Annotated in this window: 13 protein-coding genes; 3 read left to right on the top strand and 10 right to left on the bottom strand. The window is 67.6% G+C overall.

Features of this window, described 5'->3' with window-relative positions; all coding sequences use genetic code 11:
- Positions 1-69 precede the first annotated feature (69 nt).
- The 3 genes from QOL82_RS18990 to QOL82_RS19000 all read right to left on the bottom strand — a co-directional run bounded on the left by QOL82_RS18990 (position 70) and on the right by QOL82_RS19000 (position 3,407).
- Positions 70-1,917, bottom strand: a complete 1,848-nt coding sequence (locus tag QOL82_RS18990) for an aldehyde ferredoxin oxidoreductase family protein (RefSeq protein ID WP_283443872.1) — start codon at positions 1,915-1,917, stop codon at positions 70-72.
- A 22-nt stretch (positions 1,918-1,939) separates the two neighbouring features.
- Positions 1,940-2,422 (bottom strand): 4Fe-4S dicluster domain-containing protein, encoded by a 483-nt coding sequence (locus QOL82_RS18995; protein WP_283443873.1) that lies wholly within the window; start codon positions 2,420-2,422, stop codon positions 1,940-1,942.
- Between the two features lie 343 nt (positions 2,423-2,765).
- Complete coding sequence (locus QOL82_RS19000) at positions 2,766-3,407, bottom strand: hypothetical protein (RefSeq protein WP_283443874.1); 642 nt, start codon at positions 3,405-3,407, stop codon at positions 2,766-2,768.
- Between the two features lie 173 nt (positions 3,408-3,580).
- On the opposite strand from QOL82_RS19000, the gene QOL82_RS19005 reads away from it, so the two are divergent.
- Positions 3,581-5,017 carry a DUF4832 domain-containing protein gene (locus tag QOL82_RS19005; RefSeq protein ID WP_283443875.1) on the top strand — a complete coding sequence of 479 codons (1,437 nt, stop codon included), beginning with the start codon at positions 3,581-3,583 and terminating at the stop codon, positions 5,015-5,017.
- A 107-nt stretch (positions 5,018-5,124) separates the two neighbouring features.
- Here the strand turns inward: QOL82_RS19005 and efp are convergent, their stop codons facing one another.
- From efp to QOL82_RS19040, 7 genes are all read right to left on the bottom strand, one after another.
- Entirely contained in the window at positions 5,125-5,682 is a 558-nt protein-coding gene (gene efp, locus QOL82_RS19010; protein ID WP_283443876.1) for an elongation factor P, read from the bottom strand.
- A gap of 270 nt (positions 5,683-5,952) precedes the next feature.
- Positions 5,953-6,984, bottom strand: coding sequence for a porin (locus QOL82_RS19015; RefSeq protein WP_283443877.1), 1,032 nt, complete (start codon positions 6,982-6,984; stop codon positions 5,953-5,955).
- Positions 6,985-7,177: 193 nt separating this feature from the next.
- Positions 7,178-8,332: an elongation factor P maturation arginine rhamnosyltransferase EarP gene (gene earP / locus QOL82_RS19020; protein WP_283443878.1), complete on the bottom strand. Its 1,155-nt coding sequence runs from the start codon at positions 8,330-8,332 to the stop codon at positions 7,178-7,180.
- A 43-nt stretch (positions 8,333-8,375) separates the two neighbouring features.
- Complete coding sequence (locus tag QOL82_RS19025) at positions 8,376-9,176, bottom strand: MetQ/NlpA family ABC transporter substrate-binding protein (RefSeq protein WP_283443879.1); 801 nt, start codon at positions 9,174-9,176, stop codon at positions 8,376-8,378.
- A gap of 99 nt (positions 9,177-9,275) precedes the next feature.
- Positions 9,276-9,929: a methionine ABC transporter permease gene (locus QOL82_RS19030; protein WP_283443880.1), complete on the bottom strand. Its 654-nt coding sequence runs from the start codon at positions 9,927-9,929 to the stop codon at positions 9,276-9,278.
- On the bottom strand, positions 9,919-10,968 hold the full coding sequence (locus tag QOL82_RS19035; protein ID WP_283443881.1) for a methionine ABC transporter ATP-binding protein: 1,050 nt from the start codon (positions 10,966-10,968) through the stop codon (positions 9,919-9,921). Before QOL82_RS19035 ends, QOL82_RS19030 begins: the two co-directional genes overlap by 11 nt.
- A gap of 156 nt (positions 10,969-11,124) precedes the next feature.
- Positions 11,125-13,221: a diguanylate cyclase domain-containing protein gene (locus QOL82_RS19040; protein ID WP_283443882.1), complete on the bottom strand. Its 2,097-nt coding sequence runs from the start codon at positions 13,219-13,221 to the stop codon at positions 11,125-11,127.
- Between the two features lie 234 nt (positions 13,222-13,455).
- Between QOL82_RS19040 and QOL82_RS19045 the strand changes: the two genes are divergently transcribed.
- Entirely contained in the window at positions 13,456-15,567 is a 2,112-nt protein-coding gene (locus QOL82_RS19045; RefSeq protein ID WP_283443883.1) for a CHASE2 domain-containing protein, read from the top strand.
- Between the two features lie 154 nt (positions 15,568-15,721).
- Positions 15,722-15,952, top strand: coding sequence for a hypothetical protein (locus QOL82_RS19050; RefSeq protein ID WP_283443884.1), 231 nt, complete (start codon positions 15,722-15,724; stop codon positions 15,950-15,952).
- Positions 15,953-16,591: the final 639 nt, after the last annotated feature.

Below are 16,591 nucleotides of genomic sequence, written 5' to 3' on the forward strand. Positions count from 1 at the left end.
CCCTTCCCGGCCGGCGGCGGGCGCGCCGGCCCGATGCCGGCATGCGCCCTGGCCCTGCCGGGTGCCGCGTTACAGGCTGAGCCTGGCCCTTGTCGCCTCCAGCAGCTGGCCTTCCGCATTCCAGCCGCGCACCTGGTAATACTCGGGCAGCATCTTGTCCAGCCCGTTCACCAGCCCCTTGGCCGGGCCGGTTTGCGCCGGCTCGGTCAGCAGCCGCTTCGGCAGCGTGTCGTCCAGGTGAGTGAAGCCGGCGCGGTTGTTGAAGTCGCGCTCCATGTTCCAGATCCGCTCGCCGATCACGGCCAGGCTCTCCATGGTGTACGACTCGTCGCAGGCCGCATGCAGCTGCGGCTGCAGGTCCGACAGGGTCCAGGCGAAGGTGGTGAAGACGCAGACGCCGGCCGAGTCGAACACCGCGGTGGCGTCCTGGAAAGCCTTGACCAGCTCGGCCTTGCCGTCGGTGACCAGCGGGTCGGTCTTGATCGGGATGCCCAGCACCTCGGACGCCACCGTGTAGCCGCGCAGGTGGCAGGCGCCGCGGTTCGAGGTCGCGTAGGCCAGGCCCATGCCCTGGATGCCGCGCGAGTCGTAGGCGGGGAATTCCTGGCCCTTGACCGACATCGACAGGTCCGGGTGGCCGTACTTCGCGGTCAGCCGCTTCGACCCCATGCCGATCTCGCGGCCGAAGCCCTCGCCGCGCGCGGTGATCTCGACGAAATGCGTCAGCGCCTCGGCGCTGCCGAACTTCGCGTCGATGCCCAGCTGCTCCTTCGTCAGCACGCCCATGTCGTACAGCTCCATCACCGCGCCGACCGTGGCGCCGAACGAGATCGGGTCCATGCCCTGCTCGTTGCAGATGAAGTTCGCATAGGTCAGCGCCTCGAGGTCGTTGACGCCGTTGGCCGAGCCGAGCGCCCAGGCCGCCTCGTATTCCAGGCCGCCGGACGCGCCCCAGTACTGCGGCTTGTTCTGGACCGTGAAATGGCCTTCGTCGATCTTCGAGATCCGGCCGCAGGCAATGGTGCAGCCGAAGCAGGCCTGGTTGGTGACGAGGTTTTTCTTGCCGTCGGTCTTGCGCGGCTCGTGCATCGCCTCGCCCGAGATGTCCTTCGCGCCCTCGAACTGCACGTCGCGGTGGTTCCGGGTCGGCATCGCGCCCATCTCGTTGATCACGTTCATCAGCACCTGGGTGCCGTAGGTGGGCAGGCCCTGCCCGGTCACCGCATTATCGGCCAGCACCTTCTTGGCCGCGACGGTGGCTTTCATGAACGCGCGCGGATCGCGGATGTTGCCGACGCCGACCTTGCCGCGCACCGCGATCGCCTTCAGGTTCTTGGAGCCCATCACGGTGCCGACGCCGGAGCGGCCGGCGGCGCGGTGCAGGTCGTTGACAACGGCCGCGTACAGGCAGCCGGTCTCGCCGGCGCGGCCTATGGTGGACACGCGGATCAGCGGGTCCTGGTGGCGGGCCTTGATCGCCGGCTCGGTTTCCCAGACCGACTTGCCCCACAGCCAGGACGCGTCCAGCAGCTCCGCATCGCCGTCGTTGATGCTGAGGTAGACCGGGCTGGCGGCCCGGCCCTCGAAGATGATCATGTCCCAACCGGCCATCTTCAGCTCGGCGCCGAAATAGCCGCCCGAGTTGGAGCAGGCGATTGCGCCGGTCAGCGCGCCCTTGGTGATGACGGAGTAGCGGCCGCCGGTAGACGCCATGGTCCCGGTCAGCGGGCCGGTGGCCCAGATGATCTTGTTTTCAGCCGACAGCGGGTCGACTTTCGGGTCCACTTCCTCGACATAGTATTTGGTGGCCAGGCCGCGCTGGCCGATGTAGTCCCTCGCCCATTCCATGTTCAGCGGTTCGGCGCGGCAGGTGCCGGCGGTGAGGTCGACACGCAGGATTTTTCCAGTCCAAGACATGATGCCAGTCTCCTTGATCGGGTCAGGCCGCGGGCGCGGCATTGGTATTGCCCACCTTGCCGGCCCATTGCCGCATGCGGTCGAGGCCGGTCCAGTCGGCGTCGACATAGGTGATCGCGCCGGTCGGGCAGGCGTCGGCGCAGGCCGGGTCGCCGCCGCACAAGTCGCACTTGTGGACTTTGCCGGTGTCCTGCACGTAATTGACGGTGCCGAACGGACACGCGATCGTGCAGACCTTGCAGCCCACGCAGATGTCCTGAAACACCAGCTTGGCGCCGGTCGCCGCATCGAGGCGGATCGCGTCCACCGGGCACGCATGCAGGCACCATGCCTCGGCGCACTGGGTGCAGGTGTAGGGCACCTTCTTGCCGGTGTCATGGAACTCGAACACCTTGATGACGGATTTGGATGGGTTGAACATGCCGTAATGCTCGTAGCTGCATGCCATTTCGCATTGCAGGCAGCCTGTGCATTTCTCGGCGTCGATGTGTAGCGACTTCTGCATTTGGGGTCTCCTCCTTCGGGTACGTGCCGTTGAAGCCGGACTGGCCGCGACGGGAATCGCCGTTCCCTCGATGCCGGCGTTGCCGGCACTGCCTGCGGTCCTCCGGGCGTCTTGTTCCAGTGCTCCGGTGTTCCAGTGTTAACGTTATGCAAAAAACAAGCCAGTCGCGGCCCGGCCAGGCCCGCTCCCGGGAATGCCGCCCGGCGCCTGACAAATCCGGCAAATGCCGTTCGTCCACGCCGATTGCAGGCCCCGGCCGACTGTTCCAAAACGGAACAACCGTCTCAACCCTTGCCGGCACAATGGCACAACCGCTGCGCCGGTCGTCGGGAATCCGGCGCCGCTAGCGCATGCCCGGGCACAGCTGCATCGCACGCAACGCATCGGCGCATGCCGGGGCCGGACTCGGCGGCGGCGTGGACGCAGCAGGTGCGATGGCCGCCGCGGGTGGCGCGGGCGCCGCGACCGGCTCCTCCAGCGACAGCTTGGGCGCGGCGGCCAGCCGCGTTACCGGCCGCGCCGCCGGCTCGCTTGCCGCCGGGACAGGCTGCGCCGGCAGCGGCTCATCGAACGGATCGCGCTCGCCGGCGGCGGCGGCAAGCGCCGCGCGGCGCATCGCTTCGGCGTCGTCGCTCGTCAGCGGGCGCGCTGCCGGCGGCGGCGTCGGCGTCGGCGTCATTGCGCTGCGGTCCAGCATGCTCAAGCCGGTGGCGATGGCGGCAAGCATCACGAGCAGCCACAGGCCGAGCAGGATCGCCCGTTCCATGCGACGCGGCGGCGCGGCCTGCCGCCAGTCCCCGGCGCCCGCCGGTCCCGGGTAGAAATGCTGGATGCCGGACGGGGCGCGCGACTGTGGCGACGGTGGCGACTGCGGCGTGGGCAGCTGCCATTGCCGCGGCAGCGGCGACGCCTGGTTGGGCAACGCGTAGCCGCGCGCGGATGCGCTGCCTGCGGGCTGCTCCTGCTTTGGATGACTGTCTGCCATGTGCTGCACGGATGGTGATCGTTCTGCGCCCGAACCCCTGCCGTGGCGGGGCGACGCGCCACGTCCTATTTGAAGGCCCCGCCTTCCTGCCGGCCTTGAGACTGCGCAAACCGGGTTCCGGTGCGCGTGATATCAAACTGTCACGACCCGAGCCGATACCCTGCAGCCACCCGATGACCCCGACCAGCGCGCTGACCCGACTGCTGCCTGCCCTGCTGCTCTGCGCGCTGCCCGGCGTCGTCCAGGCGCCGCCGGCCATCCCGCCGCAGTCCGCGTTGCGACAGGCCCAGCAAGGCCAGCAGCAGGCGGCGATCGTCTATGCCGGCTCGGACCGGGCATTCCACAACCCGGAGCGCGGTTTCTACCAGCAGGTCGACTGCAGCAGCGGGCCGCTCGATGCGGGCCGGCTGCGCCAATACCGCCGCGAGCGGCACCAGAGCCTGGTGATGTGCGCCTTCATCCTCGGCGACGCGCTGGAGCAGGCCATTCCGCCGGCGACGCTGCTGCTGTTCCAGCGCCAGATGGACGCGGTGCGGCAGGCGGGCATGAAAGTGGTGCTGCGCTTTGCCTACAACTACAGCGACAACGCGCAGGATGCGCGGCCCGACCTGCTGGCGGAGCACCTGGACCAGCTGCGCCCTTACCTGGAACGCAACAGCGACGTGATCGCCGTCGTCCAGGCCGGCTTCATCGGCAGCTGGGGCGAATGGGCCAACAGCCGCCATTACGGCAGCGGCACGCTGAGCGAGGAAAACTGGCGGGACCGCAAGCGGGTGTTCGACAAGCTGCTGGAAGTGGTGCCCGCCAACCGGAGCGTGCAGCTGCGCACGCCGGACTTCAAGCACCGGCTGGCCGGCGCCGGCGCGCTGACCATGGAGGATGCATTCCAGCGTACGGCAAGCGCCCGCACCGGCCATCACAACGACTGCTTCCTCGCATCCGAAAACGACTGGGGCACCTACCGGCGGCTCTCGCCCGCCGGCCCGGATTACCTGGCGGCCGACACTGCCTACGTGCCGATGGGCGGCGAGACCTGCCATTACAACCCGCCGCGCAGCGACTGCCCGACCGCGCTGCGCGAGATGGCCCGTTTCCACTGGTCCTACCTGAACGGCGCATTCCACGAGGAAGTGCTGAATGCGTGGCGGCTCCAGGGCTGCGACAGCGATATCGAACGCCGCCTCGGATACCGCATCGGCCTGCGCCACGGCATCTTCGACCGCACGGCGACGCCCGGCGGTCGCCTGCGCCTGCTGCTGACCCTGCAGAACGACGGCTGGGCCGCGCCCTTCAATCCGCGCGCGGTCGACCTGATCCTGCGCAGCCGCGAGGATGGCGCGGTGCACCGCTTCCCGCTCGACGCCGAACCGCGCCTGTGGCTGCCGGGCCGCGCCATCGTGCTGCGCCAGGCCGTGGCGCTGCCGCCGTCCCTGCCGCCGGGCGACTACGAGCTGCTGCTCCACCTGCCCGACCCCGCGCCGTCCCTGCGCGACCGCAGCGACTATGCGATCCGCCTGGCCAATGACGGACTATGGGAAGCCGGGACCGGTTATCACCGGCTCAACGCCGGCGTCACTGTCAGCGCCAGCGCCGGGATGGCGCCGGAATGACGGCATCGGCGCTGCCGGACGGTCGTTCCAGGCCCGCGCCGCCGCGCCCGTAAAAAAAGCGCTGCAGCCATCGCGGCTGCAGCGCTTATCGGACCGGCGTTGCGAAATTACTTCGCGCGGCTGCGGTATTCGCCGGTGCGGGTGTCGATCTCGATCTTGTCGCCCTGGCCGACGAACAGCGGCACATTGACGTTGAAACCGGTTGCGATCTTCGCAGGCTTCAGCACCTTGCCCGAGGTGTCGCCCTTGACGGCCGGCTCGGTGTAGGTCACTTCGCGCACGACCGTGGTCGGCAGTTCGACGGAAATGGCTTTCTCGTTGTAGAACACCATTTCGCAGGGCATGCCGTCTTCGAGGTAGTTGATGGCGTCGCCGAGGTTCTCGCCTTCGACTTCGTACTGGTTGTATTCGGTGTCCATGAATACATACAGCGGGTCGGCGAAGTAGGAATAGGTGGCTTCCTTGCGGTCCAGCGTGACGACGTCGAACTTGTCGTCGGCGCGGTATACGGATTCCAGGCCGGCGTCGGTCAGGAGGTTCTTCATCTTCATCTTGCAGACGGAAGAGTTGCGGCCAGACTTGGTGTATTCGGTCTTCAACACCACCATCGGCTCGCCCGATACCATGACGACGTTGCCGACGCGGATTTCTTGTGCGGTTTTCATAGCTGAATTTAAAAATGGAAAAACGTTGGGGAAATTACGCGGCGTGCTGCCCGGCAGTGCCGCGCGCGGCTTTTATGAAGTGCCGCTCGCGAAAATTAAAGCCTGCCATTCTAACCGATTTCCCGCGCGAACTGCCAATTCCACGTGGCCTGTCCGCGCCGCGCGCCCGGCGCAGGGCCGGATCCTGCAGGCAACGGCTGACCGGCCCGCGGCGCCGGCGCATCCGCACGGCCCGGCCAACGCCCCGCCTGCCGGCGGCAATCCCGTCCTTCAGAAGATGTGCCGCATGCCCACCGTGAAACCGCTCGACGTCGCGCCCGGCGCCTGGTTGCTTGAGCCGCCGCTGGACGCGTCGCCGACGGTGAAGGCCGCGGCCGAGCTGTTCCTGATGCGGCCGTAGGAGGTGTACAGGTTGCTCCGCTTCGACATTGCATAGATATAGCCGATCGCATACTGCTTGGCGTTGCGGTCGCCGGCGGCCGACTTGTCGCGCTTGTCGACGAAGGACGCCAGCACATTGCCGCCCGCGCCCGCAGCCGCGGACAGGCCGACCATGACGTCGCGGAAATCGGTGCCGGCGTCGTCCTTTTCCCGCTCGTAGGCCAGGTGCAGCGTGGCCGGGCCGAACTTGTAGGTGCCGCCGACCAGCGACAGCTTGGTGGTGTTGGTCAGCGGAGTGGTGGCCGACCCGTTGTTGGCATTGTCGTAGGCGGCCGCCAGCGTCAGCGGGCCGTAGGTATAGCCCAGCGAGACGCCATAGGTGCGCGCCCGGGACGGGTCGCCGGTGACTTCGCCCAGGCCATACAGGAAATTCGCGCCGAAGCCGCCTATCACCGGCGAGTAGTAGGCGATCGAATTGTTGGTGCGCACGGACGACGGATTCATCAGGTTGGTTGTCGCGCCGGTCAGGCCGGTGCTGAACGGGTCGATCGCGTCGAGCGCGACGAACAGCGGATTGTATTGCCGCCCCAGGCTGACTGCGCCGAAGCCGCCTGAAAGCCCGACCCAGCTCTGCCGGCCGAACAGGCTGCCGCCCTGGCGCAGCGTGCCGGTGTCGAGGTCGAAGCCGCTTTCCACCTGGAAGTTCGCCTTCAGTCCGCCGCCGAGGTCTTCCGCGCCCTTGAAGCCCAGCCGGTTGCCCGACTGCACGCCGGTCGCCATTTTCCACACATTGCCGCCGGCGTCGCCGGTCTCCCGCGTGATGCCGGCGTCCAGGATGCCGTACACGGTGACGCTGGTTTGCGCATGCGCGACGCCAGCGAATGCGCCTGCCGTCGCCAGGACAATAGATATTCGTTTCATCGCTTGTTTCCTTGTTTTATTGAACTGCGGAGTGGATATACGCGCGGCAGGTCCGAATGCGAATAGCGACCGGTCAGCTACAGCATCGTGGAAATGCACACGGTAGAGTTTTGGATTTATCAAACATCGGGCGCTTGCACCGCGACCTTGCGTTGTAGCGGCACAACGGTAACGGCGCGACGGACGTGAATCGCTAGCTTGCGGCGCCTGCGCCTTTCCGGCGTATGAACGCAAGCAGGTTGCCGGTCAGGTCGCCGTGTTCGCGCAGCGTCGCGCACCAGCGCGGCATCGCCGCGCCGAAGGCTGGCAGCGCCTGCTCGAACGCCGGCCATGCCGCGCCGACATCGCCGTCGCCGTTCCACGCGTGCCATAGCGCACGGCAGGCTGGCGACGCATCCGCCGGCAGCACGCCTGAAAAACGGGCCAGGAATGCGTCGAGCTTGATCCGGTGCGCATCCTCTTCCTGCGGATAGATCTGCCAGACGAACGGCTTCTGCGCCCACTGCGCCCGCACCATGCTGTCTTCGCCGCGAACGAAATTGAGCTCGCAGCACCAGAGCAGGCAGTCGTAGTCGGCCTGGTCGACGAAGGGCACGACCTGCAGCGCCAGCCGGCCCTTGCGGACCAGGTCGCCGGGCCGGAGCGTACGCCCGGCCCAGGCGGCAAGCGCCGCAACGGCCACGCCTTCGGGCGCCAGCACCAGGCTGGCGCGCTCGCTGCGGGACAGCGCGTCCATCAGTGCGGCCACCGGCGCGTCGGGATAGCAGAACAGCGACACCAGGCGGTCGCCGGCTTCCGGCTGCACGCCGAGGCCGGCCAGGAAAGCGGCCTGCCGCCGCGGGTCGGCGACAAATGCGGCGCGGCGCTGCGCCAGCCCGGCCTCTTCCAGCAGGCCGCCGGCGCCGGCGTCGAAGCCGGGGAAGAAAAAATACTTGGTAAGCGGCAGTCGCGGATGCGGCGAAGGCAGGCCGTGGCAGCCTGCGACCCAGTCTTCCGCGCTCAGGTATTCGAGGTTGATCCAGGCCGGCGCTGCAGGCCGCGCCGCCATCGCGGCCAAGTAGCCGGCCGGCAGTTCGCAGCCGAAGGCCTCGACCACCGCGTCGGCGACCTCCTCCCCGGCCAATGCGCCCTGCCAGCGGCGCACCGTCACGCCCTGCAGCTGCTGCTCGTCGGCGGCGGTGTCGACCGCCGCGCAGATGCGGCGAAAGCTTGCCAGGTCGTCGACCCAGAGCCGCACCGCGATGCGATGTTCCGCCGCCAGCTGGCGGGCCAGCCGCCAGCAGACGCCGATGTCGCCGAAGTTGTCGACGACCCGGCAGAACAGGTCCAGCGTCCTTGGAAAGCTCATCGCGGCATGCAGGGTCGGAAGATGCGGGGGACGCGTGGCGCGCTTACCAGGAAGTGATGACCGATTCCTTGAACTTGCCGGCGATGAACTGCTTCACTTCCGGGCTGTGGTAGGCCTTGACCAGCTTGGCGACCCACGGCTTGTCCTTGTCCTCGGTGCGCACCGCGATCACGTTCGCATACGGGCCTTTCGCTTCCTCGATGGCGATGGCGTCGCGGGTCGGGCTCAGGCCGGCCGATTCGGCATAGTTGCCGTTGATCGCGGCGGCGTCCAGGTCGTCCAGCGAGCGCGGCAGCTGGGCGGCGTCGAGTTCGAGGATCTTCAGCTTCTTCGGGTTGCTGACGATGTCCAGCGCGGTCGCCTTCAGGCCGGCTTCCGGCTTCAGCTTGATCAGGCCCTGCGACTGCAGCAGCAGCAGGCCGCGGCCGCCGTTGGTCGGGTCGTTGGGCACGCCGAAACGCGCGCCTTCCTTCAGGTCCTTCAGGGACTTGATCTTCTTCGAGTAGATGCCCATCGGGAAGGTGATGGTGTAGCCGACCGAACTGAACTTGTAGCCGCGGTCCTTGATCTGCGCTTCCAGGTAAGGCAGGTGCTGGTAGCTGTTGGCGTCGAGGTCGCCGGCGGCCAGCGCGGCATTGGGCTGGACATAGTCGGAGAACTCGACGATCTGCAGCTTCACGCCATCCTTCTCCACGACCTTCTTCACCACTTCCATGATCTGCGCATGCGGGCCGCCGGTGACGCCTATCTTCAGCGGCTTGTCCTGGGCATGCAGCGGCGCGGCGTACAGGGCGGCGACCAGGCCGGACAGCGCAGCGGTTTTGAGCAGTTGACGACGTTTCATCGGATTCCTTTTTTGGTTGATTGATTCAGCGTTGTTTTCATTCGGCGTCGACGGACGCGATTGAGGATTGAGGATTCAGGGTTGCGCGCCGGGGCCGCGTCAGCGGTGGCGCAGCCGGCGCACCAGCCAGTCGCCGAGCGACTGCACCAGCTGCACGAACACGATCAGGATCAGCACCACCATCAGCATGACCTCGGGCAGGAAGCGCTGGTAGCCGTAGCGTATGCCGACGTCGCCGAGGCCGCCGCCGCCGATCGCGCCGGCCATCGCCGAGTAGCCGACCAGGCTGACGAAGGTGATGGTGAGGCCGGCGACGATGCCGGGGAAGGCTTCCGGCACCAGCACCTTGAAGACGATCTGGCGGGTGGTCGCGCCCATCGCCTGCGCCGCTTCGATCAGGCCGCGGTCGACCTCGGCCAGCGCGGTTTCCACCAGCCGCGCGACGAAGGGCGCGGCGGCGATGGTCAGCGGCACGATGGCGGCGGCGGTGCCGATCGACGAGCCGACGAAGAAGCGGGTCAGCGGGATCACCGCCACCAGCAGGATGATGAACGGCGTCGAGCGCACCGCGTTCACCACCAGGCCGCCGATGCGGTTGAAGGCCGGGTTCGGCAGGATGCCGCGGCTATCGGTCAGGTACAGCAGTATGCCCAGCGGCACGCCGATCAGGCCGCCGAGCATGCCGGCCACGCCGACCATCAGCAGGGTTTCGCCGAAGGCGCGCAGGAACAGGTCGAGCATTTCAGATGACATGGTTAAGCTCCTCGACAACCACGCCGTGGCTGCGGAAAAACTGCACGGCTTCGGCGATGTCGGCCGGCTCGCCGCTGGCCAGCACCGCCAGCGAACCGAAAGCCTGGCCCTGTATCTCGTCGATCTGGCCGTGCAGGATATTGAAGTCCAGCCCGAAGCGCCGCACCGCGTCCGACAGCAGCGGCTGGTCGACCCCGGCGCCGGTGAAGGCGAAGCGGAACAGGTGGTCGCGGCCGGCGCCGGCGCGGGTCTGCGCCAGCTTCGCGCGCACCCGTTCGAGCACGCCGCGCGGCAATTCCTGCGAAATCACGTCGCCGATCAGCGCGCGCGTGACTTCATGCTGCGGCTCGCGGAACACGTCGATCACGCCGCCATGTTCGATCACGCGGCCGGCGTCCATCACCGCCATGCGGTCGCAGACGGCCTTGATCACTTCCATCTGGTGCGTGATCAGCACGATGGTCAGGCCCAGCTCGCGGTTGATCCGGCGCAGCAGCTCCAGGATCGAGCGCGTGGTTTCCGGGTCCAGCGCCGAGGTCGCCTCGTCCGACAGCAGTACCTTGGGCTGGTTGGCCAGCGCGCGGGCGATGCCGACCCGCTGCTTCTGGCCGCCGCTGATCTGCGCCGGGTAGCGATGCTGCTGCTCGGTCAGGCCGACCAGCTCCAGCAAGGGGCCGACGCGCTTGTCGATGTCGGCCCGCGCCATGCCGGCCAATTCGAGCGGCAGCGCGACGTTCTGGCGCACGGTGCGCGAGGACAGCAGGTTGAAATGCTGGAAGATCATACCGATCTCCCGGCGCGCCGCGCGCAGCGCATCGGCGTCGAGCGCGGTCATGTCGCGGCCGTCGATCAGGATGCGCCCTTCGCTCGGGCGGTTCAGCATGTTGAGGGTGCGCACCAGCGTGCTCTTGCCGGCGCCGCTGCGACCGATGATGCCGAAAATTTCGCCGCGGGCGATCTGCAGGCTGACATCGCGCACCGCGTCGACCGGACCTTCCGCACCGGCAAAGCGCTGGGAGACGTGTTCTATCTGGATCATGTTCTTATCTGGGCGCAGCGCGCGGCGCGGCGTTGGGAAGCCACCGCAACCGGACTTGCGCGGCGCATTTGCAAAGGCGGCAATTTTAGGGCCATCTCACCCTGGCCGGAAATACATTTTTCAACTTGCCATGCGCAAATAAGGCATAAGGCCCGCTCAGGCCGCTTTTGCAGGCGCGATGCTGTACCGGTTCTTGCCGCCGTTCTTGGCGTCGTACATCGCATGGTCGGCGCGCGCGAGCAGGTCGTCGGCGCTCTCGTCCGACGCCGGTTCGTGCACCGCGATGCCGATGGAGCCGCTCAATGCGACGGTGGCGGCCGCCAGCGCGAACGGCTGGCTGAGCGCCGGCAGCAGCTTGGCCGCGACATCGACCGCGTCGCCGGCATCGGCCAGCATTTCCAGCAGCACCACGAATTCGTCCCCTGCCAGCCGGGCGACGGTGTCGGTGCGGCGCACGGTGGCGACGATGCGCTGGGCGAGGATGCGCAGCAGCTCGTCGCCGGCCTCGTGGCCATGCTTGTCGTTGACGCCCTTGAAGCCGTCCAGGTCGAGGAAGAAGACCGCCATCGCCTTGCCCGAGCGGGCCGAGCGCGCGAGCGCCTCCGGCAGCTTCTGCTGCAGCGCCCGGCGGTTCGGCAGGTCGGTCAGCATGTCCTTCATCGCCATCTGCTCCAGCGACGCATGCAGCATCCGGCGGTCGGTGATGTCATGCATGAAGGCGATGAACAGGTGCCCCTGCCGCCGCGGCACGTGCGCGACCGACACCTCGACCGGTATCTCGACGCCGTCCTTGCGCAGCACCGGCATCTCGACGCGCTGGTTCACCAGCGCCGAGTCGCCCGTTTCCAGGAAACGCCGCAAGCCCTGGCGCCGCGTCTCGCGCATGGCCGGCACGATGAATGCGTCGATGATCGGCTGGCCCATCATCTCGGCGCGGCTCCAGCCCAGCAGCCGCTCGGCCTGGCCGTTCCATTCGCGCACCAGGCCGTTTTCATCGAAGGCGATGAAGGCGTCGTATGCATGGTGCAGCGTCGCCCGCACCTCGGCCTCGCTCTCCTGCAGCTGCACCCGGATCTGCTCCTGCAGCGCCAGCGCGCCTTCCAGCTCCCGCGCCTTGCGCTCGATCTCCCGGGTGCGCAGCTGCACGGTCTGTTCAAGGTTTTCGTTCATCGCCCTGAGCGACTCCAGATGCCGCTGCTCGCGGCTGACCATGGCCGCCAGCGTCGACGACAGCAGGTGTGTTTCGTGGAAGTCGTTGCTGACCGGCACCGGCGTCGGCCGCTCCGGGTCGTAGCGCTCCATCGTCGCCGACAGGCTGATGAGGGGCTGCGACACGCGCCGCGCGAACAGCATGCCGGACACGCCCAGCAGCAGCGCCAGGCCCGCGCCCAGCAGCACGATGCGCTGCTGCAATGTGCGGAAATCCGCCATCGCCACGTTGTAGGGCTGGCGCACCAGCACCGCCCATTTCAGGCTGGGATAGCCGGGTTCGAGGCCGGTCTGCGCGTAGCCGGTCAGGTAGCGCTGGCCATTCGCGGTCTCGTCGACCGCGCCGCTGCCGCCATCGAGCGCCAGTCCGACGCTGGTGGAGTCCAGCTTCTTCTCCTCCATCTCCTTCGGCCCAAGCAGCACCGTGCCGTCGCCGCGCACGATCAGCACTTCCGTCTTGTAATCCTTGCCGGCCGGCACCAGCAGCGTCTTCGCCAGCTGCCGCGCCCAGGTCCAGCTGAGGTGCGCGCCCATGATGCCGCGCACCGAGCCATCGGTCCGCAGCACCGGGATCGACACGTCGACGAAACGCCACGGGTCGGCGGCCTGCGGCAGCTTCTTTTCCAGCAGCACCGCCGCATGGTAGTCGACCGTGGTCACGCCGCTGCGCGCATTCTGGAACCATGGCCGGGCGCTGACATCCTTGCCTTCGAGCATTTTCCCGGTGGCGGCGTAGACCGTGCCGTCCGGGTTGGCGACGCCTATCCATGCATAGTCGGGCGAGATCCGCTGCATGTTTTCCATCGGCCGCCGCATGTCCGCCGGGTCGCCGGCGTCGCGCAGTTCCTTCAGTTCCGACAGCAGCCGGATGTCGCTGACCGCGACCCGCATGCCGTGGTTGAGGGCGTCGCGCATCTGCCATGCGACCTGCTGTATCCGCACCGTGGCCTGCCGCTGCGCATAGTTGCGGGCGAACTGGTCGACCACCGCCAGCAGCGCCAGCACCGTCACCAGCACGCCGCCGCAGGTGGCGACGGTGATCATCGAGGAAAGCCGTGGACGGCGCAGTTCGGAAGACAGTGCATTCTCCTGACAAAAGGACTTGGCCCAGAGGGGCATGGACCGCGGCGCCGGACGGCACGCAAACACGATTGAAATACGGCACAAATACGCGCCGAATTATAGCAATGAAGTCGGCAATTGTTTCCAGATCGCAGCATTGTTGCGGATTTCTGGCGTAGAATCTGACACTATTTCTATCAGGCAATTAACGAGAATATGCCGGTTTCCTGGTCTTCCGTGGCCCGCGCCACGATTTTCCCCCTCTTCCTGCTTGTCGCCTGCGGCGCGCTGCTGCTGGACCCGCTGCCGCTGCAAACCCTGCGCAACACCATGTTCGACCAATACCAGCGCTGGCAGCCGCGCGCCTACCGGGACGTCGGCGTGCGCATCGTCGACATCGACGACGAAAGCCTGCGCCGCCTCGGGCAGTGGCCCTGGCCGCGCAGCCAGGTTGCGCAACTGGTGGAGAAACTGCAGGCGGCCGGCGCGGCGTCGGTGGCCTTCGACGTGCTCTTTTCCGAGCCCGACCGCACCGCGCCGCAGGCGCTGCTGAAGCACTGGATCGTGGCGCCGGACATGGCCGCGCGGCTGGCCGCGCTGGACGACCCCGACGGCCTGCTGGCGGCGGCGCTGCGGGACGGCCGCACCGTGCTCGGCGTCGCCGCCGTCAACGACGGCAGCGGCCAGCGTCCGCCGGCGCCGCATTTCGGCCTGGTGACGCGCGGCCCGGACGCCAGCGCGCGGCTGCCCGCGTTCAATGCCGCGATCGGCGCGCTGGCGCCGCTGTCGGCCGCCGCCGCCGGCAATGGCGCGATGACCTTCATCCCGAACGCCGACGGCATCGTCCGCCGGGTGCCGCTGATGCTGCGCGCCGGCGACGCGATGCTGCCGTCGCTGGCGGCCGAGGCGCTCCGGGTCGCGGAGGCCGCGCGGACCGTGGTCATGCATACCGGCGACGACGGCATCGCCGCCTTCGGCATCGGACGGCACACGCTGCCGGTGACGGCGGCCGGCGAGTTCTGGGTGCATTTCACCCGCGCCGCCAGCGAACGCACGGTGCCGGCCTGGCGGGTGCTCGACGGCAGCGCGCCGGCCGCCGCCATCGACAAGGCCATCGTGCTGGTGGGCACCTCGGCCCAGGGCCTGCAGGACCTGCGTTTTTCGCCGCTGGGCGGCATCATCCCCGGCGTGGAAGTGCATGCGCAGGCGCTGGAACAGGTGCTGGCCAGGTCCTGGCTGCAAAGGCCGGCCTGGGCCGGCGCCGCCGAAGCCCTGGCGCTGGTCGCCGGCAGCCTGCTGCTCTACCTGCTGGCGCTGCACAGCGGCGCATTGCCGGCCGCGCTGGCGGCGCTAGCCATGCTGGCAGCGCTCAACTGGGGCGCATGGCAGGCCTATGCGTCCGGCCGGCTGCTGCTGGACGCCGCCACGCCCAGCATCGGCATGGCCGGCGCCTTCGTGCTGGCCAGCCTGCTGCGCCACCGCGCCAGCGAACGCCGACAGCGCTGGGTGCGCCAGGCATTCGCGCGCTACGTGTCGCCCAACCTGGTCGCGCACCTGGTCGACCATCCGCAGCAACTGCAGCTGGGCGGCCGCCGCCAGGATTGCAGCTTCATCTTCACCGACCTCGAAGGCTTTACCGGCCTGATGGAAAGCCGCGACCCTGAACAGGCGGTCAGCCTCCTCAACGACTACCTGGAACAGCTGATCCGGATCGCGTTCGAGCACGACGGCACGCTGGACCGCATCGTCGGCGACGCCATCGCCATCATGTTCTCCGCGCCCGTGCCGCAACCGGATCACCCGGCGCGGGCGCTGGCCTGCGCGCTGGCGATGCATCGCTTCGCCGAGGACTATGCCGCCACGCAGCAGGCCCGCGGCATACCGTTCGGCCGGACCCGCATCGGGGTGCATTGCGGCGAGGTCGTCGTCGGCAATTTCGGGGGGGCGGCCATCTTCGACTACCGGGCGCTGGGCGATCCCGTCAATACCGCTGCGCGCCTCGAGACCCTGAACCGGCACCTGGGCACCCGCATCTGCGTTTCGGGGGCGATCCGCGCGGCCTGTCCGGATGCGGTGATGCGGCCGGTGGGCGACGTCCTGCTAAAGGGCAAGCGCCAGCCGCTGGCGGTTTTCGAGCCTTTGGGTGTGGGGTCGGCCGACCTTGCCTACGAAGCTGCGCACGCGTTGCTGGCGGCGGGGGATGTGGACGCATTGCCTGCGTTTGAGCGGCTGCACGCGGAGCGGCCGGATGATGGGCTGGTGGGGTTTCAGCTGCGCCGCTTGCAACATGGCGAGACTGGCGACATGGTGGTTATGTCGGATAAATAACGAGGGTTAAGCTGCGATGCTTAAGCCGCCAGAGTTTAATCGGTTATCCGTTTCACGCGGCGACCGTTGCGGTTGTCTTTAGCGCCGCGCAGCGACAGTTGCGGTTGACGTTCCGCGCAGCGACAGTTGCGTTTGACGTTCCGCGCAGCGACAGTTGCGTTTGACGTTCCGCGCAGCGACAGTTGCGTTTGACGTTCCGCGCAGCGGACAGTTGCAGTTGTGGTTGCAGTTGCAGTTGCCCGCGCAGCGACAGTTGCCGTTGCCGTTGCCGTTGCCGTTGCAGTTGCCGCTGCTTGTGAAGTGGCCGTTGCCGTTGCAGTGGGTCCCCGTTGATGACGCCACGTCGCTGGTGCCGAAATCGGATAAAGAAGCGTCCGCTGTCTGAGCGAAGCGAGTTTCGGACGCTTCCCGATTTCGGTGCCAGCGGCGTGGGCACCCCGCGCAGCGGGGCGGCATCTCCGGGGTCGCCTTCTCTTGCCTACTTCTCTTGGCGAAGCAAGAGAAGTAGGTCGGCTGCCGGGCCGAAACCCGGCTAGGTCGTCCGGCAGGCCAGCCGGTATTGCTTCATCCGCCAGCAGGTGCACCGTCGCGAAGCCGCTTTTGCAGTTTGCAACGACTGCACGTCAGGAGAACGCGCCACAGCGCAAGGCGCCGATGCTGCGTCTGCCGGCGGATGAAACATTGAGGCTTCACTGCCGTGGGGAGTAGCCGGGTGTTCGGCCCGGCAGCCGACCCGCTTTTTTGCTTCGCCAAAAAAGTGGGGCAAAAAAGGCGACCCCTACGATGGCGGTCCGCTGCGCGGACTGCACGCGCCGCCAGCACCTGAAACGGGAAGCGTCCGAAACTCGCTTCGCTCAGACAGCGGACGCTTCTTTATCCGTTTCAGGCGCTGGCGACGCGTCGCCATCTAACGGGGATTCACTGCAACGGCCACTTCAAAAGCAACGACAACTGCAACTGCAACTGCAACTGTCGCTGCGCGGGCAACTGCAAAAACAACCACAACTCCAACTGTCGCTACGCG

This window comes from Noviherbaspirillum suwonense, from assembly GCF_900182955.1.
GTDB classification, from domain to species: domain Bacteria; phylum Pseudomonadota; class Gammaproteobacteria; order Burkholderiales; family Burkholderiaceae_D; genus Noviherbaspirillum_A; species Noviherbaspirillum_A suwonense.